The sequence below is a fragment of the Pseudomonas sp. B2021 genome (assembly GCF_018135665.1).
Lineage (GTDB): Bacteria > Pseudomonadota > Gammaproteobacteria > Pseudomonadales > Pseudomonadaceae > Aquipseudomonas > Aquipseudomonas lactis.
This window is the reverse complement of record NZ_SMOF01000001.1, coordinates 3,546,933-3,566,392: the sequence shown is the minus strand read 5'-3', so window position 1 is coordinate 3,566,392 and position 19,460 is coordinate 3,546,933. Positions and strand designations below refer to the sequence as shown.

Sequence of the window (19,460 nt, the reverse complement as noted above, 5' to 3'; positions counted from 1 at the left end):
CGGTTCCAACTGCCGTGCTCGCCGACAAACACGCCGTCAGCGAATTTTTCACCCAGGGCGGGGATGGAGAAATCCACGCCTAACGCGGCCACGTGGGAACCCAGGCTGTAATCGGGCTTGATCGCCGCAGCCACCTTGGCCGGGTTTTGCGGTTGTGCGCGGGGGTCGACGTTCTGGCCCCAGTAGCTGTAGGGCCAGCCGTAGAAGGCACCTTCGCGCACCGACGTCAGGTAGTCCGGCACCAGGTCGGGGCCCAGCTCATCGCGCTCGTTGACCACCGTCCACAGTTGCCCGGAACCCGGTTGGATGGTCAACGCCGTCGGGTTGCGCAGGCCCGTGGCGTAGGGTTTGTGCGCGCCGGTGGCCGCGTCGATCTGCCAGACCATCGCACGGTCGATCTCCACTTCCATGCCGCGTTCGGTGATGTTGCTGTTGGAACCGATGCCCACATACAGCTGACGCCCGTCCTCACTCACGGCCAACGACTTGGTCCAGTGATGGTTGATCTGCGCCGGCAGGTCGGTGACTTTGACCGGTGGCGCGCTGGCCTTGGTCTGGCCGTCGGCGTAGTCAAAACGCACCAGTGCATCCTGGTTGGCCACATACAGCTTGCCGTCGGCGAATGCCAGGCCGTAAGGGGCGTTGAGGTTATCGGCGAACACGGTCTTGAGTTCATAGGTACCGTCACCGTCGGCGTCACGCAGCAGCGTAATGCGGTTGCCGCCTTTGACCTGGGTGTTGCCCTGGGCCTTGATCACACTGGCGATCACGTCCTTGGGCTTGAGCTTGGCCGCGCTGCCGCCACGGCCTTCGGCCACCAGGATATCGCCGTTGGGCAGCACCAGGGTCTGGCGCGGGATCGCAAGGTCCTTGGCGATGGCGGTCACGCTGTAGCCTTCGGGCACCTTGGGCTTTTGTTCGCCCCACGGTGTGGGCTCGGCAATCTTCATGCTCGGCAACAGGCTGCTTTGTTGCTCGGGCAGTTTGGGGTCAGGGCCGCGTGCCTGGGTCTTGTCACCTTCGCCGCCACAGGCACTCAGCAACAGGGCGGCGCTGAGCAGGGTCAGTGTGTTGAGTGGTTTCATCGGGCAGCTCCTGAGCGCAGGTTGGTCAAGCCGATCCAGGTGGCGACAATCGCCAGCACGGTGACAATCGCCGACAGCACCAAGCCAGCAGGCATCATGGCGTAGGCATCCTTGGCATGCTGAAAGGCGTTCACCAGCCCTAGCACCCAAGTGCCCAGCAACAGCAGGAAGTACGCCACCGGGCGTCCGCCCTTGTGTTCGGCACGCACCAGGTTGACCAGCGCAAACAGCAGGGCAAAGCCACAGAACACCAAGGCTCCAGCGATCAGCCAGGAGGCAAAATTGGCCCATTGGATCTGGTAGGTCTGGCCGTAGGCGATATCACTGAGCAAGGCTCCGAGAAACAACGGCACGGTGCCGGCAAGCAAAGTCCCGTGCAACGGCCCGGGCCTGACGACGGGGTAAGTGGGGAGGGTAGTCATGTCGGTGGCGGCTCCTTATCGTTCTGCACCCTGGACTCAGGGCGCGCTGACTTCGCATAGGAAAGGAGCCTGTCATTTGTCAGAAAGTTCATTGAGAGATGGCGATGTTTCCTGGCAGATGTACCTGGATGTGTTTACGACGCCAGCGTCATGACTCATCCTGTTTGGCCACAACAAGGAATCGTTTTATGCCAACCCTGCACCTGTTATGCGGCAAGATCGCCTCCGGTAAGTCCACACTCGCCAAAACCCTGGCTGCCGAGCATGGGGCCATTGTGCTCAGCGAAGACCAGTGGCTGGCCAGTCTCTACCCTGGTGAGATCCTGAGCATTGCCGACTACCTGCGCTGTGCCCAGCGGGTTCGTGGGGTACTTGAGCCGCTGGTGATCGATCTGTTGGCATGCGGCGTCAATGTGGTGCTGGATTTTCCGGCCAACACCCTCGTCAATCGTCAATGGTTGCTCGGCCTGGCCCAGGCAGCCAAGGTGCCGCACTGCCTGCATTACCTGGAGCTGGACGATGCCACCTGTCGTGCGCGCCTGCACGCGCGAAACGCCCGGGGTGAGCACGATTTTGCCGCCACCGATGCCGAGTTCGACCTGATCACTCGCCATTTCAGTGTGCCGAGTGAAGAGGAAGGTCTGGTGATTGAGGTGCACCGCCCGTGAACACCCAAAAATCTGCAGGCATTGATGTCGACGGCTATATCCTCACCGTTGCCGATCGGCCTATACAACCCGAGTTCCAGCCCCTGCTGACGGACATCTGCGCTACCTTGTCCCGGCCAGAACTGGGGCTGCACGGGATTTACCTATATGGCAGCATCGCACGGGGTGAAGGTGAGATCGGCGTTTCTGATCTTGACCTTTCGCTGATACTGGTCGAGCCACCGGATGCGCCCGTGCTTGAACAATTGGAGTCGGCCCGACTCGCCTTGGAGCAACGGCATCCCCAAGTCACCAAGATCGACTTCGACATCGGTCACCACGCCCAGGTGTTGGCGCCCGAGAACCGAAACAGTTGGGGCTTCTGGCTCAAACATCATTGCCGCTGTATCTGGGGCGAAGACCTGTCACTGCACTTCGAACCGTTTCGCCCGTCCTGCGCCATTGCCCTGGCGGTCAACGGCGATTTTGAACAGGCGCTCACGGCGTATCTGGTAGGTATCGAACAGGCCAGCACTGAGCAGGTACGCCATCGCTTGCAGCGGGAAGCATCGCGGGCCTTGATCCGCGCCACCCACACTCTGCGAGCGCAAGATGCGCAAACCTGGCCGCAAACCCTGGAAGACTACGTCGGCCTGTTTGTTCAGCATTACCCGACCATGCGCGTGCAAATCGCCTACTTCCTGTTTGAGGCACGCAACCCGAGCGCCGAGGGCCAGGCATTTACGACACGCCTGCGGGCGTTTCTGAGCTGGATGAATTCAGCAGTCATAGAAAGGAATCAATCTGATGCGTGAACGCAAAGCGGCACGATTACTGGTCATAAACCCTGCACAGCAAGTGTTGCTGTTTCGCTTCGTGCACAAAGAAGGCGCCTTGGCCGGCCAGGATTACTGGGCCACGCCGGGCGGTGGCGTTGAGGCCGGGGAGACCTTTCACAGCGCCGCGATTCGTGAGTTGCGCGAAGAGACGGGTATCACGGTCAGCAGCGTCGGGGAATGTGTAGCAGAGCGCAACGTGACCTTGATGCTACCCTGCGGCGAAACGGTGCTGGCGGTTGAGCGGTACTTCGTTGTGCATGCGCCCAGCGAGGCGTTATCCAGGGCCGAATGGACGCAGCAGGAGGCACAGGTGATGGCGGACCATCGCTGGTGGTCGGCAGATGCGCTGCGCGCAACGAGCGATACGGTATGGCCGCAAGCGTTGCCGCAAATGCTGGAGGATGCCGGGGTGTTTTAACCGTCCAGGCCGGCAAGCGGTCGCCATCGTGCGTTTGCCCTGATGCATGTCTGCATTGCTTATTAATGATTGGCCAGGATTTCACTCGTCTGGAACACCCTTGCATAGTCCATCGCCAAGTTGCTGAGCGACAAAGCATGCACATCTTCTGCCGCCCACAGCCGCCCCGACAAGTCGGTTTGGTCGAAGGTAAAACACGCATCCGCCGCCACGATCACGTCGAACCCCAGGTTGCCGCCCGAGCGTGCGGTGGACTCCACTGAATTGTTGGTGATGACGCCGACGATCACCAACTGCTGGATCGAGCGCAGGTGCAGCCAGCGCTCCAGGCCCGTGGCGCTGAACGCATCCGGTACGTTTTTTTCCACCACATGCTCGTGGGCCAGGGGGTGCAGCGCATCCTGGAACTCACAGCCGGGTTGGCCTGGCCGGAACACCGAAGCGTCAGCGCGGGATATATGCCGCACATGAATGATCGGGCGTTGCGCCTGGCGCCAGGCATTGAGCAATTGCTGTATGTGCAGCTCAGCGTCTGGGTTGTTGCGGCGGCCAAGGGTGGGATCGGCCATGCCTTTTTGCATATCGATGATCAACAGTGCGGCGTTCGTCGCTATCGGTTCCATGGCCTGTCCTGGCAGAGGTGAACATTATCTAACTAGTTGGAAGTTAGCACCGATCGGCAGCCCATACGCAAATCCCTGAGACTTCCCGGCGAAACGCTTCATAATGGCGGCCAATTTGTTTAGCTCGTTATTCTGGTGTGCCCGCATGGAAATTAAGGTCAACTTTCTCGACAACCTTCGGCTTGAAGCCAAGTTCGATGACTTCACGGTCATTGCCGACCAGCCCATCCGCTACAAGGGCGATGGCTCGGCACCGGGGCCATTCGACTACTTCCTGGCTTCGTCGGCGTTGTGTGCGGCGTACTTTGTGAAGTTGTACTGCCAGACGCGCAATATTCCCACCGAGAATATTCGCCTGTCGCAGAACAACATCGTCGACCCGGAAAACCGCTACAATCAGATTTTCAAGATCCAGGTCGAATTGCCCGCGGACATCTCCGACAAGGACCGCCAAGGCATCCTGCGTTCCATCGACCGCTGCACCGTGAAGAAAGTGGTGCAGGCCGGGCCGGAATTCGTGATTGAGGAAGTCGACAACCTCGACGCCGATGCCCAGGCGCTGTTGATGCCCAACTCCACGTCCGAGGCGGGCACCTACATTGCCGGCAAGGACCTGCCACTGGAACAGACCATCGCCAACATGTCGGCGATTCTCGCCGGCCTGGGCATGAAGATCGAGATCGCTTCGTGGCGCAATATCGTGCCCAACGTGTGGTCGCTGCACATCCGCGACGCCCATTCGCCGATGTGCTTTACCAACGGCAAGGGCGCGACGAAAGAAGGCGCGCTGGCGTCGGCGCTGGGCGAGTTCATCGAGCGCCTGAACTGCAACTTTTTCTACAACGACCAGTTCTGGGGCGAGGATCTGGCCAACGCGCCGTTCGTGCATTACCCGGACGAGCGTTGGTTCCAGCCGGGCTCCAACGATGAGTTGCCGAGTGAAATCCTCGATGCCTACTGCCTGAAAGTCTACAACCGCGAGGGCGAGCTGCGCGGTTCGCACCTGTTCGACACCAACTCCGGCAATGAGGCCCGTGGGATTGTCTCGCTGCCGTTCGTGCGCCAGTCCGATGGCGAGGTGGTGTATTTCCCGTCCAACCTGATCGAAAACCTCTACCTGAGCAACGGCATGAGCGCCGGCAATACCTTGGCCGAGGCCCAGGTGCAGTGCCTGTCGGAGATTTTCGAGCGGGCGGTGAAGCGCGAAATCATCGAAGGCGAATTTGCGCTGCCAGATGTACCCGCCGAAGTGTTGGCCAAGTACCCAGGCATCCTGGCGGGCATCGAAGGCCTGGAAGCCCAGGGCTTTCCGGTGCTGGTCAAGGATGCGTCCCTGGGCGGTGAATTCCCGGTGATGTGCGTGACCTTGATGAACCCGCGCACCGGCGGCGTGTTTGCTTCGTTCGGCGCGCACCCCAGCCTGGAAGTGGCGCTGGAACGCAGCCTCACCGAGCTGCTGCAAGGCCGCAGCTTCGAAGGCTTGAACGACCTGCCGCAGCCGACCTTCGAAGGCCAGGCGGTCACCGAGCCGAACAACTTCGTCGAGCACTTTATCGATTCCAGCGGCGTGGTGTCGTGGCGCTTCTTCAGTGCCCAGTCCGATTATGAGTTCGTCGAGTGGGACTTCTCCGGCCAGGGCGAAGACTCCAATGTCCAGGAAGCCGCCACGCTGTTCGGCATCCTCGAAGGCATGGGCAAAGAATCGTATATGGCGGTGTATGAGCACCTGGGCGCTACCGCCTGCCGCATCCTGGTGCCGGACTACTCGGAAATCTACCCGGTGGACGACCTGATCTGGGACAACACCAACAAGGCGCTGTTTTTCCGCGAAGACATCCTTAACCTGCACCGCCTCAACGAGGAGGAGTTGCAGGCGTTGGTCGAGCGCCTGATAGAAAGCGAGCTGGACGACTACACCGACATCACCACGCTGATCGGCATCGAGTTCGATGACAACACGGCATGGGGCCAACTGACCATTCTGGAACTCAAGCTGCTGATCTTCCTGGCCTTGCAGCAGTATGAGGAGGCCAAGGAGTGCGTGGAGATGTTCCTGCAGTACAACGACAACACGGTTGAGCGTGGGTTGTTTTACCAGGCGATGAACGCGGTGCTGGAGATGGAGTTGGATGACGACTTGGAACTGGCCGATTACGAGGCCAACTTCCGGCGCATGTTCGGTGATGAGCGCATGGACGCGGTGATCGGTTCGGTTAACGGCAGCGTGCGCTTTTATGGGCTGACGCCGACCAGCATGAAGCTGGAAGGCCTGGACCGGCATTTGCGCTTGATCGATAGCTACAAGAAGCTGCATGCAGCGCGGGCCAACATCACCCAAGGCTGACCCACACTGATCGTTCCCACGCTCCGCGTGGGAACGCATCCGGTGACGCTCTGCGTCACGCTTGGGGACGCAGAGCGTCCCGGGTGGCATTCCCACGCAGAGCGTGGGAACGATCATGGCGGTTAGATGTGGGCCAAGGCCTGCGCCAGGTCTGCGCGCAAATCCTCCACATCTTCAACCCCCACCGACAGCCGCACCAGCCCATCGCCAATGCCCAATTGCGCCCGCGTCGCCGCTGGAATGCTGGCATGGGTCATGATCGCCGGGTGTTCGATCAGGCTTTCCACGCCCCCCAGGCTCTCGGCCAGGGCGAAGATCTTCACGTTTTCCAGAAAGCGCGTCGCGCCGACCAGGTCGCTGTTCAAGTCCACTGAAATCATCCCGCCAAATCCGCGCATCTGCTGTTTCGCCAGGTCGTGCTGTGGGTGGGATTCCAAACCTGGGTAGTGAACCCGCGACACTTGCGGCTGTTGTTCCAGCCAGGTGGCCAGGTCCAGGGCATTGCTGCAATGGCGCTCCATGCGCAGCGACAGGGTTTTTACCCCGCGCAGGGTCAGGAAGGCATCGAACGGCCCGGCGATGGCGCCAATGGAGTTTTGCAGGAAGCCCAGGCGTTCGGCCAATTCAGCGTTGTCGCCAACCACAGCGATACCACCGATCACATCAGAATGCCCATTGAGGTATTTAGTGGTGGAGTGCACCACGATGTCGAAGCCCAGCTCCAGCGGGCGCTGGATCCAGGGGCTGGCAAAGGTGTTGTCGGCCACGCAGATAATCCCGCGGGCACGGCAGATGCGGGCCACGGCCCGCAGGTCGGTCAGGCTCAGCAGCGGGTTGCTAGGGGTTTCGACCCAGACCATGCGCGTGTCGTCCTGCAATGACGCTTCAAAGGCTGACAAGTCGCTGAGGTCGACATAGCTGAAGCGGTGCCCGGCACTGCGCTGGCGCACCTTGTCGAACAGCCGGAAGGTGCCGCCGTACAGGTCGTTGCCCGAGACGATATGCGCGCCAGCATCCAGCAGCTCCAACACAGTGGAGATCGCCGCCAGCCCCGAGGCAAACGCAAACGCCTGGCTGCCGCCTTCAAGGTCGGCCACGCAGCGTTCCAGGGCAAAACGCGTGGGGTTGTGGGAGCGGCCATAGTCAAAACCCTTGTGTACGCCGGGGCTGTCTTGCAGGTAGGTAGAGTTGGCGTAGATCGGTGGCATCAGCGCGCCCGTGGTCGGGTCGGGTGACTGCCCGGCGTGGATCACACGGGTGGCAAACGCGCTTTTATCGGGCTGGCTCATGCAAGGGATCTCCGTAGGTGGTTAAGCAGGTCGACGCGGGTGATCAGGCCATAAAAGCCTGAGGCGTCGGCAATGATGGCGACCAGGCCGCGATCCAGCTCGGCCTGAAGTTCGGCCAGGCTGGCGCTGGGGGCCAGGGTGTGCAGCGTATTGGTCATGGCGCTGGCGACGGTCATGGAGAAGTCCGCGGCGTCATGGTGCAGGCCCAGCAGGATGTCGGACTCGTCGATGACGCCCACCAGTGTCTGGCCATCGACCAGTACCGGCAGTTGCGACACGTCCGCCAGGCGCATGCGCTGGAAGGCGGTGAGCAGGGTGTCGTCGGGGCTCACGCTGATCACCCGGCCGTCTTCGAAGCGGCGCGCGATCAGGTCACGCAGGTCGCCGTAGTGCTTGTACTGCAACAGGCCGGCGTCGTTCATCCACTGGTCGTTGTAAACCTTCGACAGGTAGCGCGTGCCGGTGTCGCAGACAAAGGTCACCACGCGCTTGGGTTCGGTTTGCTCGCGGCAGTAGCGCAAGGCAGCGGCGAGCAGGGTGCCGGTGGATGAGCCGCCGAGGATACCTTCGGCCTTGAGCAATTGGCGGGCGTGGTCGAAGCTGTCGGCATCGCTGATGGAGTAGGCGTGGCGCACGCTGGACAGGTCGGCGATCGAGGGGATGAAGTCCTCGCCGATGCCTTCCACCGCCCAGGAACCTGGGGTTTCCAACTTGCCGCTGCGGCTGTATTCGGCCATTACCGAGCCGACCGGGTCGGCCAGTACCATGGCCAACTCGGGTTGCACGCGCTTGAAGAAACGCGTGAGGCCGGTGAGGGTGCCGGCCGAGCCGACGCCCACCACAATCGCGTCCACATCGTGCTGGGTTTGCGCCCAGATCTCCGGCGCGGTGCTGGTCTCGTGGGCCAAGGGGTTGGCCGGGTTATTGAACTGGTCGGCGAAGAACGAGCCTGGAATATCTTTGGCCAAACGTGCCGCCACATCCTGGTAATACTCGGGATGGCCCTTGCCCACATCGGAGCGGGTGATATGCACCTCGGCGCCCATGGCCTTGAGGTGCAGCACCTTTTCCGTGGACATCTTGTCGGGCACCACCAACACCACCCGGTAACCCTTGGCCCGGCCCACCAGCGCGAGGCCCAGGCCGGTATTACCGGCGGTGGCTTCAATGATGGTACCGCCAGGGCGCAAACGACCATCGCGCTCGGCAGCGTCGATCATCGCCAGGCCGATGCGGTCCTTGATGGAACCGCCGGGGTTTTGCGATTCAAGCTTGAGAAACAGCGTGCAGGGGCCGGTATCGAAGCGGCTGACCTTGACCAGCGGGGTATTGCCGATCAGCTCGAGTACGGCAGGGCGGGAAGGCGTGGGCATGTCGTCTCCTGGTTACGGGATGGGCGTAGGGCGAGGGACAGCAAAAAAACAGCATGGCTTGGAACATAGGCCGGTATCGCCGGTGTCGCAACTGGGCGTCCGTTGGATGACTTTTTTTGCCGCATGGGGGGAAGGCGCGCAATCAAACTGTGGGAGCGGGCTTGCTCGCTAAGGCGGCCTGACAGCCAACGCTTATCTACCTGATGCCCTGTGAAATGTGGGAGCTGGCTTGCCTGCGAAGACGGCCTGAAAGTCTGCCGGAATGTTGGCTCAGGCCGAGTACATATCCGTTATTTAGGTAACGGCCACTTAGGGTTCCGCTCTGACAGCGGCTCACTTTTGAAAAGAGCCGGAATGCCGGCCCAGCCAAAAGTAAGCAAAAGGCTCTTGCCCCACCACTCGGCACCTCGCTTAGGCTCGGTGTGCCCGTAATCCGCCAGTGATTTGGGAGGCCGCCCCAAATCCCTGTCGAATTCCGGCCAGCGTGGTTTGACGGGGCGCTTAAGATCAAAAGCAGAGCAAGATCAAGAGCGGCTCGCTTCGCATCGTGGTTACGGTTGAGCATATACCTATGCCTTCATGTGGGAGCGCGCTTGCTCGCGAAAGCGGTGGGTCAGTTTTCACATGTGCTGGCGGATACATCGCCTTCGCGAGCAAGCCCGCTCCCACAGTTCAGTTCCCGGCAATGGCGGCTTCGATGGTAGCGATGTCGATTTTGGACATGGTCATCATCGCTTCAAATGCACGCTTGGCGACGGCAGGATCTTTACTGGTAACTGCATTGACCAACACCCTCGGCGAGATCTGCCACGACAGCCCCCACCTGTCCTTGCACCAACCGCAAGCACTCGCCTGCCCACCGTTGTCGATGATGGCATGCCACAAGCGGTCGGTTTCCTCCTGGTCATCCGTGGAGACCTGAAAGGAAAACGCCTCACTGTGCTTGAACATGGGGCCGCCATTGAGGCCCACGCAGGGGATACCCAGCACGGTGAATTCCACGGTCAACTCATCGCCCTGCTTGCCGGCCGGGTAGTCGCCAGGCGCACGGTGTACGGCCTTTACTTCGCTGTTGGGGAAGGTGTTGGCGTAGAAGGTCGCTGCCTCCAGGGCATCGCCGTTGTACCAGAGGCAAATCGTATTCTTGTTGTTCATCGCAAGGCTCCTCGGGTTGAAAGGTGCATGAAGTCTAGACGATAGCCACAGACGTTCTTCCCCGTCTAAAACCGCTCATCCAGAATCGCCGGCAAGGTGATGTCCTTGACGAAGCTGGCCGAGGACAAGCTCAGCGTCATGCGCACCACCTGCACCACGTCATGTACAGGGATCAACTGACCTTCACCGCGTTGCGCCGCCACTGTGATCGGTGTGCTCAACGGGTCTTCGGTGTTCAGGTCACCGAGGTTCAGGCAGGTCACGCCCAGGCGCTGATGCCGATAACCTTCACGCAAGGCATCGGCAATCCCGCGCAGCGCAAACTTGGAGGCACCGAAGGCCACCTCTGGGCGACCACTTTGCGGCAGGCCGGAGGTGGAGCCGGTCAGGATGATCCGTGGGTTGGCGCTGTCGAGCAGCACCGGCAGCAGGCGTTTGATCAGCAACAGGGTAGAGGTGATATTGCACGTGACAATGGCTTCGAGTTGCTCATCACTGTCGGCCAAAAAGTTGTACGCCGGATCGAAGGCAAACTCTTCCCAGATACCCAGGTTGTAGATCAGGGTATCCAGCCCGCTCTCGACCACCGAAGCTTCAATGGTCTGAGCAGCTTTGGCGGGTTCGGCCAGGTTGGCTTCGATCCAGTGCACCTGCACATCAGCCTTGTGGTTGAGCTGGTCAGGACGGCTGCGGGATACACCGATCAGCGTATCCCCGGCTTCGCCCAACCCTTCGATCAGGGCTTTGCCCAGGCCTTTGCTGGCGCCAACTACCATGGTTTTCATTACGCGTCTCCTTGACTGGAGGGCGTAGTTATAAGGCAGTTGGGTGGGGCTTTCCAGCGTGTACTTACGCTTGCACCGCTTCCGGGCAAGTCCGCAAACCTGCACGCCGCGCACGCCAGCCCAAACCCAGCACCATCAGCAAACCCAGCCCAGCCATGATCGCGCCTGCCAGTGAAATGGCCGGATAGCCCAACCCGGCATTGATCACCGCACCCCCCAACGCCGCACCAATCGCATTCCCAAAATTGAACGCACCGATGTTCATCGCCGAAGCCAGGTTAGGCGCGTCCTTTGCTGCCTCCATCACCCGCATCTGCAACGGCGGCACCAGGGCAAAGCTGGCAGCGCCCCACAGCAGGATCGACAGCGCCGCAGGCAGCGGCCACTGCATAAGGACCGAGAAGGCCAACAGCACGGCAATCAACACCACCAGCGAGATGATCAGGGTGCGGTCCACCGAGCGGTCCGCAGACTTGCCACCCCACACATTGCCCAGGGTTAGCCCGACTCCGAACAGCACCAGCATCCCGGTGACGAAGTTGGTCGAAGCGTGGGTGACGTCGCGCAGAATCGGCGCGATGTAGGTGAATACCGTAAACATCGCACTCGAGCCCACCACGGTCAGCGCCAACGCGGCCAGCACCGGCCCGCGACCCAGCACACGGATTTCCGCCATCAGCCCGCCACCCTTGGGCGCGGGAGTATTGGGCAATGCCCACCACAGCGCCGCCATGACCACCGCGCCGAGCCCACTGATGCCCCAGAACGCGGTACGCCAACCGAAGTTCTCGCCAAACCAGGTCGCCAGGGGCACGCCGCCAATGGTTGCGAGGGTCAGCCCCATGAACATCGCCGCCACAGCGCCCGCGCGCTTCTCGGGCGCCACCAGGCTTGCGGCCACAATCGAGCCAATCCCAAAGAACGCTCCATGATTAAGCGACGTCACCAGCCTGGCGATCATCAGCGTCTGGTAGTTGCTGGCCAACGCTGACAGCAAATTACCCAGGGTAAAAATCGCCATCAGCCCGATCAGCAGATAACGGCGGGGCACCCTGGCCGTCGCCAGGGTCATGATCGGCGCGCCAATCAACACGCCCATGGCGTAGGCGCTCACCAACAGGCCCGCAGCGGGAATGGAGACATCAAGATCAGCGGCGATACCGGGCAACATGCCCATAGGGGCAAACTCTGTGACCCCGATGCCAAAGGCACCGACGGACAATGCTACAAGGGGGGGATTGATACGCATGGGTGACTCCTCATCTGTGAGCCAAATGCTACAATCCTGCCTTTTGCAGCAGTAGCCCTCGGTTGGGAACTACAGCTTTGCGCAGGAGGCACAAATGGACATCGGCGGGCGTTCGGGAGAGATGGAAGTCTTCACCATGGTCGCCGAGCACGGCAGCCTGTCGGGCGCGGCCAGGGCGTTGGGACTGACCCCATCGGCCATCAGCCGCATCATCACCCGCACCGAACAGCGCATCGGCACCCGTCTGCTGCTGCGCACCACCCGCGCCATCACCTTCACCGCTGAAGGCGAAGCCTACCTGCGCGGCGCCCGGCGCATCCTCGCCGACATGGCTGAAGTCGAAGACGCCATCACCGACCAGGGCGCCCCACGCGGACGCCTGCGCGTCAGCGCCGCACTGGCCCACGGCCGCATGACCATCGTCCCCCTGATCGCCGCCTTCAGCGCCCGCTACCCCGCCATCGTCGTCGACCTGATGCTCGGCGACGAAGTCGTAGACATCCTCGGCGGCCAGGCCGACGTCGCCATCCGCTTCGGCCCCCTCGCCGACAGCCCCCTGACCGCTCGCCTTATCGGCTCTACCGGGCAGGTTATCGTCGCCTCACCGGACTACCTGGCACGGCATGGCACCCCCGTAACGCCGCAGGATTTACTGCAGCACAACTGCCTGCGCTTCAACTTCCGCCGGGCGGCGCCGGATTGGCCGTTTCGGGTGGAGGGGCGGGAGTTTTCGCTGAAAGTGGCGGGGACGATTGAAGGGAACAGCGGCGAGGCATTGGCGCAGTTGGCGAAGCTGGGGGCGGGGGTGGCGAGGATTGGGGCGTTTAGTGTGGTGGAGGAGGTGAGGCGGGGGGAGTTGGTGGTGTTGCTGGAGGAGTTTAATCCTGGGGATGTGGAGCCGATTCATGCGGTGTTTGTGGGGGGAGGGGCGATGCCGGCGCGGGTTAGGGCGTTTGTGGATTTTTTGGTGGAGAGGTGTGGGGGTTGAGAGGCGGGATTTTTGGGGAGGAGGGGGCTGACCGGCAGCTTTCGACCCAAAGCGGTCTTTCGCTTTTGACAGTCTGAAAGTTTATGTAACCTCGCGAAATCCGTTCGCACATTTGTTGTAATACCCAGGATATCTTTATGCAGACTGCTCAAACTAGGCTACTCGCGCTTGCACTGATAGAGATCAGGACGTTGCTTGCTGATTATCTGGGCAGTGATGTAGATGCTCCAATGAGCGTCCGTGTCGCGGCCCATATGGCCTATGCGCTCCACAATGAGGCGGAGGCTGCATACAGCAACGCTGAGTTTCAACTCGACTGTGCGACCCAGAAAATAGCCGTAATTGATCAGATTCTTGGTGTTTCGGATGGAGCCGCATTGCTGAGTAGATTTGACGTCGAAGACAAAATCAATCCGGATGACGCCCCACCTAGATGACCGCTTCTGGCCGATTGCTGCCTTTCACGAAGGGCAGCATCGGGTCGGTAACAGCCCCTCGGGACAGGCAGTAATCGGCTAAAAACGGTCGTCAGAGCTGATAGGAAATCGAATTAGGAAAGGCTGATCATTTTTGCCAGAATGACGGCAGCGCTTTCGCACACTGCCATCCTCCAGGGCCGATTGATTTGTCGCAAAGCTTCCTGCGACATGACTGGATTGCGTTACAGCGTCACAATGTTGAACCAGAAATCGAAGTTGTCCAAGTAGGACGCCATTTCCTCCAGCAGCTTTGCGCCCCGTCTATATTGGTATCACCCGAGGTCAATGCGTCTTTCAACGAGGTCTCTTTCAACACGATCTTGTTCAGCGCGCGCGGATCAGAGTCACCTTGCCAGTGCAACTCCTCGCACTTGATCCATACCCCCTACTGTGTGGTGGCCATCAAATGTTCGGCGAGCGCCTGGTAGGCCGGGAAGGTGGTTGGATCGAAGTTGTCGCCGGACGCCAGTGGGTGAGAGGCGTAGCGGACGATGACCATCTCCGCCTTGGGATCGACATAAATACCCTGTCCGTGTATACCACGTGCTGTGTAGGCACCATGGTCATTGTGCGACACCCACCACATGTTGCGATAACTCCAGTTTGGCATCAGCTTTTCACCCGCCTTGGCAAAACTTTCCTGGCTGCCGCCGCCGCGTATGTCAGCAATCACGTTCGGTGGAACTATTTGCTGGCCGTTGAACTTACCATTCAGGCGCATCATTTCGCCAAAGCGGGCCAGGTCGCGCAACGAGGTGTTGAAACCGCCGCCGGTGAAAGCGGTGCCCACATCATCGGCAATCAGGTATGCATCCTGCTCAGCACCCAGTTTTCTCCAGATTCGCTCATGCAAATTGACCGCGATCGTTTTCCCGGTGGCGCGCTGGATCACCCACGACAAAACGTCGGTATTGACCGTCTTGTAGGCAAAGACCTGACCGTGCTCGCCCTCTTTCTGAAGTTTCTCCAAGTACTCGGTCAGAGAGGTAGCGCCGCTGTAACCAGTCGGGCGAGGCAGCATATGACCTGCCCTCACGTACTCCCAAATCTCTGCCTTGGTGTCCGCGTAATTCTCCGAGTAGCGAACGCCGACGGTCATGTCCATCACTTGTCGTACGGTTGCATCGCCAAAAGCACTGTTTTTCAGCTCGGGAACGTAGGTACTGACCTTCTCTTGCGGATTGATCTTGCCTTCCTCGACCAGCATCGCCCCCAATGTGCCGATAAAGGACTTGGTCACCGACATCGCGACGTGCTGCCCCTGTTCGGTCAGCCCGCCAAAGTAGCGTTCATAAACCACTTGCCCGCGATGCATAACCAGAATGCCATCGGTGTAGTTGGCCGTCAGTGACTGCTCCCAGGTCATGGTGCGATCACTGCCAAGCGGAGTGAACGCCACGGCGTCGATATCTGTGCGCTTGGCGTTAGGTAATAGGCTGACCTCGCCAATGCCTCGCGAAACCTGCACGGTCGGCAGTAATTCGCGCATATGGGAGAACGCCCAGCGCGTCTGCGGGAACTGCAGAAAATTTTCGAATCGTACCGTTTTTTCGGGGGCCGGCGGGGTGCCCTGCATCCAGCCCATGACGACAGGATCGCTGGCCTGGGCATCGGCAAACTGTGGCTGGACAGCGGCCTCGGCAACAGCGCAGGACAGCACTGCGCTGTCCAACAAAGCATGCACTATGGCTTTTCTCGATTTCATGCGTTTCACCTTCTTATTGTCAGTTGTTCGGCTTCTAAAAAGGCGGCCCGAAGGCCGCAAAGTCACACGTAGCGTTTGTGACTGTCTGCTCACACCGGACTGGCACAAGGCATTGGGCGTGAACTCGGCCGCGATCGCCTTGACACCAAATGGGTATCGCCACTTCTTTGTTGTTATGGGCTTGGCAGTACAAGCGCTTGCCAACTGAGCGATGCGAGCTCTGGCGAAGTCTCTTGGAATGAGATACAAGCGTCTAATGCAATTATAAAGAGCGATTAATGCAGTGAGCGACTTAATAGATTTGAAGCGAGTTCGTCACCTGGTGCTTCTGGGCGAGGAGCTGCACTTCTCACGGGCCGCGGAACGCGCTCACCTCTCGCAAACGGCGTTCAGCCGCAGTATTCAATCTCTGGAGGCTGATCTGGGGCTACGCCTGTTCGACAGGGACACTCGCTCAGTGACGCTGACGTCTGCGGGTCATCAACTGATTTCACGAGCGCGTGAACTGTTGAGCTGCGCCAGCAAACTGGTTGCAGAGGCCAATGACATTGCCGGGGCCCAAGGAGGGGCTTTGAGTTTCGGTGCGGGCATGATGGCCGCCAACATCACACTGCCGAATGTGCTGGCGGCGCTGCGAAAGAGTGCTCCCAAGTTGATGGTGAACATCGAGGTCAATTACTGGCGTCACTTGATCCAACGCCTGGAACTGGAGCATATCGAGTTCGTGGTCGCCTCTGAGCGAGTCGACCGGGAAACCGACCCACGCTTTGCCGTCAGGCATTTGCCCCCACAGCCAGCGTCCATCTTCTGCCGCCGTGACCACCCGCTGGCACAGCAGGCTAGCCCAGTCACGTATGAGCAGATACTCGCCCATCCGTGGAACGCTGTGAACACCGACGATGCCCATGCAAGAGCAGTGTTCGGGCTACCCCAGGGAACGTCCTTGCCTTGGGCTCTGATTTGCAATGAGTTGAGTTGGCTGCGCCATGCAACGCTCACAAGCGACTCACTGCTGATCACTTGGCAATCGTGGGTGGAAAGCGATCTGGAGAGTGGTGCACTGGTTAACCTCCTCCCCTTCATTCAACCAGCGGTACCAGCACATTTGTGCTACTTCCAAGAAACCATCGTATTTCATGCAGACCGCACCCTGTCACCCGTCGCCAGGAAAGCTATCGACCTGATTATCGAAGAATCTGAAAAGCGCTAGCGCCTGACTACTGCTCCGATTCGCTCATTGCCTTGAAACCATCCAGATCAGGAAATAAGCTCGCCATCAATCACCGGTCAATCACCACAGCTGAATCGTGACGGGGCGAACTTGGCATTTCCCAGTCAGCAGCTTTCGCTTTGTCGCACGCGCCTTTTGCCGATACTCAATCCTCCACATCAGCCAAGCGGCAACCCGTGATCTCAGATTGACGGTCACCATCCGAAGTGGCTCGATTATGATCGGCTACTTTTCGGAGCCGCTATTCGCGTCATACTTGAAAATCGTGCGTGCACAATGTGCGTATGGAAACGAGTAAGCGGTTGGAACCTTTGGAAAAGGGGTGTAGGAGGCGGAGACGAAAAGGGAGAGGGTGGTGAGGTACATCTGAACTTCGGTATCGATTCGGCAGAGGTGGCCACGAGGATAAGAAGTCGGCAGGCGCTTTAAAAACTGACGAGTTCAAGTACGCGGGTCCAGCGTCGATTAAGAGTGGCTGGTCCCGCGTGATCCGGAGATCAACGCGTTATGGCATCACATTCGTTACGCAAGTTGCTATCTTTAATGTTGCCGCAGCTTTGACCGCTCATTTGCGCCGAACAAGTGGCCCGAAGGTCGTCGTTCCGGATATTGCCGCAGTTTTGGCCATTGGTTTTGGCTTCGCAATAAGCGCGTTGATCGCTGTCACTGATATTGCCGCAACCAGCATGGGCGTAGGTACTCAACATCAATAACATCGCAATGATGGCTCTCATCACTCTCTCCATAGGATGTCAGTAAATAGCCTGACGCTGACTTATCCAAGATGATCTTGTTGCTGTAATGAGCAATCAAATTGACATCATTTTTTTGGAAAGTTCAATGGGGAGGATGTGACTTTCGGGCGTACAGTTTTTATGTTTCGGCGACACCTGAATCGCCCGCCAGTAACTGCGCAAAATCCGAAAGCACCACGCAGTCAGCCTCCACCTCGCCCCGAAAAGCGATGTTTTCCAATACTTGAGTCACGGTACGAATACGATAGTCAGCCATCGCTTGAAGCACGTCGAGCGGTGCTTGCGAGTCAATGAGCAGGGAGGCTGGAACCCGTTCGATGCCAGTAAGAGGGATATATCTTTCCATTTTTGAAACTCCGATAAATGCAATGATTTACCGATAATCAGGTCGCCAAACCTGGTCGCCACGTGGGCGTCCGGGGGACTATATGCGTCATTGCAGCCGACGAGCAACGCCAAGGTTGTAACCGGCACGGATGGTCTGAAGCTCATACGCCGCTCATCCCTCTATTTTGCTCCAGTCTCCCCTAGGCGAGTCTCGTCTCCTTCCTGGCATTTCCACGCGTCGTCTTGCTTTTTAAGCTTGCTGAAACGTTTCATCGAGTTTATAAATCGCAAACAACTCCAATAAAGGCGTCCGTCATGACCCCGCTAAAACTCATCGTTGCCCTCAGCGCATTCTCTGCCGCCTCCCACGCCCTGGCCTGGGATTACTTACTCCTCGATACCGACAAAGCCGCCCAGAACTGGCAGGTCACCAGCCAGCAGCTCGGCATCCAAACCGACAAACCTTTCAGCGTTACCCTGCGCACCTTGCACGGTGGTCGGCAGGAGGGTGTGAGCATTGTTGATATCGATAACGGCACGATGAAGCTCTCAGTGGTGCCGACGCGTGGCATGAACGTGTTGCAGGCGTCGGTTGGAGATGTGCGTATGGGCTGGGATTCGCCGGTCAAGGAAGTGGTGAATCCGTCCTTCATCGAGCTCAATGGCCGTGGTGGTTTGGGTTGGCTGGAGGGTTTCAATGAGCTGGTCACCCGCTGCGGCTACGAATGGGTCGGGCATCCTGGCATCGACAACGGCGAGTTGCTGACCCTGCACGGGCGGGCGGCCAATATCCCTGCGAATAAAGTCACCCTGCATATCGATGAAAAACCGCCCTACGCCATCTCCCTGCGCGGCGAGTTGAAAGAGCAGGCGTTCAAGAAGGTCGATTTCTCTGTTGCGACCGAACTGGTCACCGAGCCTGGCAGTGTGGTGTTCGCCCTCAACGACACGCTGACCAACAATGGCGATTATCCGAAGGAATACCAGGCGCTTTATCACAGTAACTTCAGCACCCCGTTCCTGGAGCAGGGCGCGCGTTTCGTTGCGCCGGTGAAGCAGGTGTCGCCGTTCAACGATAAGGCCAAGGGCGAACTGGCCGACTGGCAAACCTACCGCGCACCGACCAAGGACTATGACGAGACGGTCTATAACGTGGTGCCGTATGCCGATGCCAAGGGCGATACCTTGACGGTGTTGCATAACAAGGCGGGCAGCCTGGGGGTTTCGGTGGGTTTCAATACGCAGACACTGCCGGTGTTTTCCCTGTGGAAGAACACCGATACCCAAGGGCAGGGCTATGTCACGGGGTTGGAGCCGGGGACGAGTTTTTCGTACAACCGTCGTTATCAGCGGCCATTGAATCTGGTGCCTACGATCGGGGCGAAGGAACACAAGCAGTTCCGTATCAGCTACAGCTTGTTGGCGGATAAGGCGGCTGTTGATAAGGCTTTGAAGCAGGTCAGCGAGATTCAGGGTGGGCGGGAGACTGAGGTGCGACAGACGCCTTTGGTGGATTTGACCAAGGGCTGATGTTGGCTGGCGGTTTTTCGCGGGGCCCGGCGTTCTTCATCGACGCCGGAATTGCCTTGCAGCTGTAGGAGCGAGCTTGCTCGCGAAAAACCCACAGGCGCCGCGTTCACTTAGCAAGCCCGCGTTATCGTTGAATTTCTTCGCGAGCAAGCTCGCTCCTACATTGGGGGGGGTATTGATATCGGGCCATGTTCAGCGCAGGGCTTTCTGTCATCG

General features: G+C 59.3%; 19 protein-coding genes. 8 read left to right on the top strand and 11 right to left on the bottom strand.

Features of this window, described 5'->3' with window-relative positions:
• Together E1K68_RS15830 and E1K68_RS15825 are read right to left on the bottom strand one after the other, a co-directional pair.
• The coding region (locus E1K68_RS15830; protein WP_212614900.1) for a sorbosone dehydrogenase family protein at window positions 1-1,085 on the bottom strand (1,085 nt) is incomplete at its 3' end.
• Complete coding sequence (locus tag E1K68_RS15825) at window positions 1,082-1,507, bottom strand: DUF2231 domain-containing protein (RefSeq protein WP_057711788.1); 426 nt, start codon at window positions 1,505-1,507, stop codon at window positions 1,082-1,084. The genes E1K68_RS15825 and E1K68_RS15830, both read right to left, overlap by 4 nt.
• Window positions 1,508-1,695: 188 nt before the next feature.
• On the opposite strand from E1K68_RS15825, the gene E1K68_RS15820 reads away from it, so the two are divergent.
• From E1K68_RS15820 to E1K68_RS15810, 3 genes are read left to right on the top strand one after another with little or no spacing between them, the layout of a single operon-like run.
• Complete coding sequence (locus tag E1K68_RS15820) at window positions 1,696-2,175, top strand: ATP-binding protein (protein WP_057711789.1); 480 nt, start codon at window positions 1,696-1,698, stop codon at window positions 2,173-2,175.
• Window positions 2,172-2,969: a nucleotidyltransferase domain-containing protein gene (locus tag E1K68_RS15815; protein WP_212614373.1), complete on the top strand. Its 798-nt coding sequence runs from the start codon at window positions 2,172-2,174 to the stop codon at window positions 2,967-2,969. Before E1K68_RS15820 ends, E1K68_RS15815 begins: the two co-directional genes overlap by 4 nt.
• Window positions 2,962-3,411, top strand: coding sequence for an NUDIX domain-containing protein (locus E1K68_RS15810; RefSeq protein WP_212614372.1), 450 nt, complete (start codon window positions 2,962-2,964; stop codon window positions 3,409-3,411). The genes E1K68_RS15815 and E1K68_RS15810 overlap by 8 nt, the downstream gene beginning before the upstream one ends.
• 62 nt (window positions 3,412-3,473) lie before the next feature.
• Here E1K68_RS15810 and E1K68_RS15805 read toward each other — a convergent pair whose 3' ends face one another.
• On the bottom strand, window positions 3,474-4,034 hold the full coding sequence (locus E1K68_RS15805; RefSeq protein ID WP_003191639.1) for a cysteine hydrolase family protein: 561 nt from the start codon (window positions 4,032-4,034) through the stop codon (window positions 3,474-3,476).
• Window positions 4,035-4,179: 145 nt separating this feature from the next.
• Between E1K68_RS15805 and E1K68_RS15800 the strand changes: the two genes are divergently transcribed.
• Window positions 4,180-6,378 carry an OsmC domain/YcaO domain-containing protein gene (locus E1K68_RS15800; RefSeq protein ID WP_169855893.1) on the top strand — a complete coding sequence of 733 codons (2,199 nt, stop codon included), beginning with the start codon at window positions 4,180-4,182 and terminating at the stop codon, window positions 6,376-6,378.
• A 122-nt stretch (window positions 6,379-6,500) separates the two neighbouring features.
• On the opposite strand, the gene E1K68_RS15795 is transcribed toward E1K68_RS15800, so the two are convergent.
• The 5 genes from E1K68_RS15795 to E1K68_RS15775 form a co-directional block, all read right to left on the bottom strand.
• On the bottom strand, window positions 6,501-7,667 hold the full coding sequence (locus E1K68_RS15795) for a cystathionine gamma-synthase (RefSeq protein ID WP_212614371.1): 1,167 nt from the start codon (window positions 7,665-7,667) through the stop codon (window positions 6,501-6,503).
• A complete protein-coding gene (locus E1K68_RS15790) occupies window positions 7,664-9,040 on the bottom strand; it encodes a cystathionine beta-synthase (RefSeq protein ID WP_034134969.1) in 1,377 nt (458 codons plus the stop codon). The genes E1K68_RS15795 and E1K68_RS15790 overlap by 4 nt, the downstream gene beginning before the upstream one ends.
• Before the next feature lie 672 nt (window positions 9,041-9,712).
• On the bottom strand, window positions 9,713-10,195 hold the full coding sequence (locus E1K68_RS15785) for a VOC family protein (protein ID WP_003191632.1): 483 nt from the start codon (window positions 10,193-10,195) through the stop codon (window positions 9,713-9,715).
• Window positions 10,196-10,260: 65 nt separating this feature from the next.
• Window positions 10,261-10,980 (bottom strand): SDR family oxidoreductase, encoded by a 720-nt coding sequence (locus tag E1K68_RS15780; protein ID WP_094774669.1) that lies wholly within the window; start codon window positions 10,978-10,980, stop codon window positions 10,261-10,263.
• Between the two features lie 64 nt (window positions 10,981-11,044).
• Window positions 11,045-12,229: an MFS transporter gene (locus tag E1K68_RS15775; RefSeq protein WP_034135712.1), complete on the bottom strand. Its 1,185-nt coding sequence runs from the start codon at window positions 12,227-12,229 to the stop codon at window positions 11,045-11,047.
• Window positions 12,230-12,323: 94 nt separating this feature from the next.
• Here E1K68_RS15775 and E1K68_RS15770 point away from each other — a divergent pair, with 94 nt between their 5' ends.
• Both E1K68_RS15770 and E1K68_RS15765 read left to right on the top strand, forming a co-directional pair.
• Window positions 12,324-13,217 (top strand): LysR family transcriptional regulator, encoded by an 894-nt coding sequence (locus E1K68_RS15770; protein ID WP_038450309.1) that lies wholly within the window; start codon window positions 12,324-12,326, stop codon window positions 13,215-13,217.
• Between the two features lie 137 nt (window positions 13,218-13,354).
• The gene (locus E1K68_RS15765; RefSeq protein WP_034135714.1) at window positions 13,355-13,654 is read left to right on the top strand and encodes a hypothetical protein; all 300 of its coding nucleotides are present in this window, start codon (window positions 13,355-13,357) and stop codon (window positions 13,652-13,654) included.
• Window positions 13,655-14,081: 427 nt separating this feature from the next.
• Here the strand turns inward: E1K68_RS15765 and E1K68_RS15760 are convergent, their stop codons facing one another.
• A complete protein-coding gene (locus E1K68_RS15760) occupies window positions 14,082-15,401 on the bottom strand; it encodes a serine hydrolase (RefSeq protein WP_034135715.1) in 1,320 nt (439 codons plus the stop codon).
• 283 nt (window positions 15,402-15,684) lie between these two features.
• Between E1K68_RS15760 and E1K68_RS15755 the strand changes: the two genes are divergently transcribed.
• Window positions 15,685-16,611, top strand: a complete 927-nt coding sequence (locus E1K68_RS15755) for a LysR family transcriptional regulator (protein WP_034135716.1) — start codon at window positions 15,685-15,687, stop codon at window positions 16,609-16,611.
• A 518-nt stretch (window positions 16,612-17,129) separates the two neighbouring features.
• On the opposite strand, the gene E1K68_RS15750 is transcribed toward E1K68_RS15755, so the two are convergent.
• The gene (locus E1K68_RS15750; RefSeq protein WP_034135717.1) at window positions 17,130-17,366 is read right to left on the bottom strand and encodes a hypothetical protein; all 237 of its coding nucleotides are present in this window, start codon (window positions 17,364-17,366) and stop codon (window positions 17,130-17,132) included.
• Between the two features lie 139 nt (window positions 17,367-17,505).
• Window positions 17,506-17,733: a hypothetical protein gene (locus E1K68_RS15745; protein WP_052224687.1), complete on the bottom strand. Its 228-nt coding sequence runs from the start codon at window positions 17,731-17,733 to the stop codon at window positions 17,506-17,508.
• Window positions 17,734-18,029: 296 nt separating this feature from the next.
• On the opposite strand from E1K68_RS15745, the gene E1K68_RS15740 reads away from it, so the two are divergent.
• Entirely contained in the window at window positions 18,030-19,244 is a 1,215-nt protein-coding gene (locus E1K68_RS15740; RefSeq protein ID WP_212614370.1) for an aldose 1-epimerase family protein, read from the top strand.
• The last annotated feature ends 216 nt before the right edge of the window (window positions 19,245-19,460 follow it).

What these genes read in the sequence shown, in the direction of transcription:
- E1K68_RS15825 (WP_057711788.1), bottom strand. Translation starts at nt 1,507, where the DNA reads ATGACTACCCTCCCCACTTACCCCGTCGTCAGGCCCGGGCCGTTGCAC.
- E1K68_RS15820 (WP_057711789.1), top strand. Translation starts at nt 1,696, where the DNA reads ATGCCAACCCTGCACCTGTTATGCGGCAAGATCGCCTCCGGTAAGTCC.
- E1K68_RS15810 (WP_212614372.1), top strand. Translation starts at nt 2,962, where the DNA reads ATGCGTGAACGCAAAGCGGCACGATTACTGGTCATAAACCCTGCACAG.
- E1K68_RS15805 (WP_003191639.1), bottom strand. Translation starts at nt 4,034, where the DNA reads ATGGAACCGATAGCGACGAACGCCGCACTGTTGATCATCGATATGCAA.
- E1K68_RS15800 (WP_169855893.1), top strand. Translation starts at nt 4,180, where the DNA reads ATGGAAATTAAGGTCAACTTTCTCGACAACCTTCGGCTTGAAGCCAAG.
- E1K68_RS15795 (WP_212614371.1), bottom strand. Translation starts at nt 7,667, where the DNA reads ATGAGCCAGCCCGATAAAAGCGCGTTTGCCACCCGTGTGATCCACGCC.
- E1K68_RS15790 (WP_034134969.1), bottom strand. Translation starts at nt 9,040, where the DNA reads ATGCCCACGCCTTCCCGCCCTGCCGTACTCGAGCTGATCGGCAATACC.
- E1K68_RS15785 (WP_003191632.1), bottom strand. Translation starts at nt 10,195, where the DNA reads ATGAACAACAAGAATACGATTTGCCTCTGGTACAACGGCGATGCCCTG.
- E1K68_RS15780 (WP_094774669.1), bottom strand. Translation starts at nt 10,980, where the DNA reads ATGAAAACCATGGTAGTTGGCGCCAGCAAAGGCCTGGGCAAAGCCCTG.
- E1K68_RS15775 (WP_034135712.1), bottom strand. Translation starts at nt 12,229, where the DNA reads ATGCGTATCAATCCCCCCCTTGTAGCATTGTCCGTCGGTGCCTTTGGC.
- E1K68_RS15770 (WP_038450309.1), top strand. Translation starts at nt 12,324, where the DNA reads ATGGACATCGGCGGGCGTTCGGGAGAGATGGAAGTCTTCACCATGGTC.
- E1K68_RS15765 (WP_034135714.1), top strand. Translation starts at nt 13,355, where the DNA reads ATGCAGACTGCTCAAACTAGGCTACTCGCGCTTGCACTGATAGAGATC.
- E1K68_RS15760 (WP_034135715.1), bottom strand. Translation starts at nt 15,401, where the DNA reads ATGAAATCGAGAAAAGCCATAGTGCATGCTTTGTTGGACAGCGCAGTG.
- E1K68_RS15750 (WP_034135717.1), bottom strand. Translation starts at nt 17,366, where the DNA reads ATGAGAGCCATCATTGCGATGTTATTGATGTTGAGTACCTACGCCCAT.
- E1K68_RS15745 (WP_052224687.1), bottom strand. Translation starts at nt 17,733, where the DNA reads ATGGAAAGATATATCCCTCTTACTGGCATCGAACGGGTTCCAGCCTCC.
- E1K68_RS15740 (WP_212614370.1), top strand. Translation starts at nt 18,030, where the DNA reads ATGACCCCGCTAAAACTCATCGTTGCCCTCAGCGCATTCTCTGCCGCC.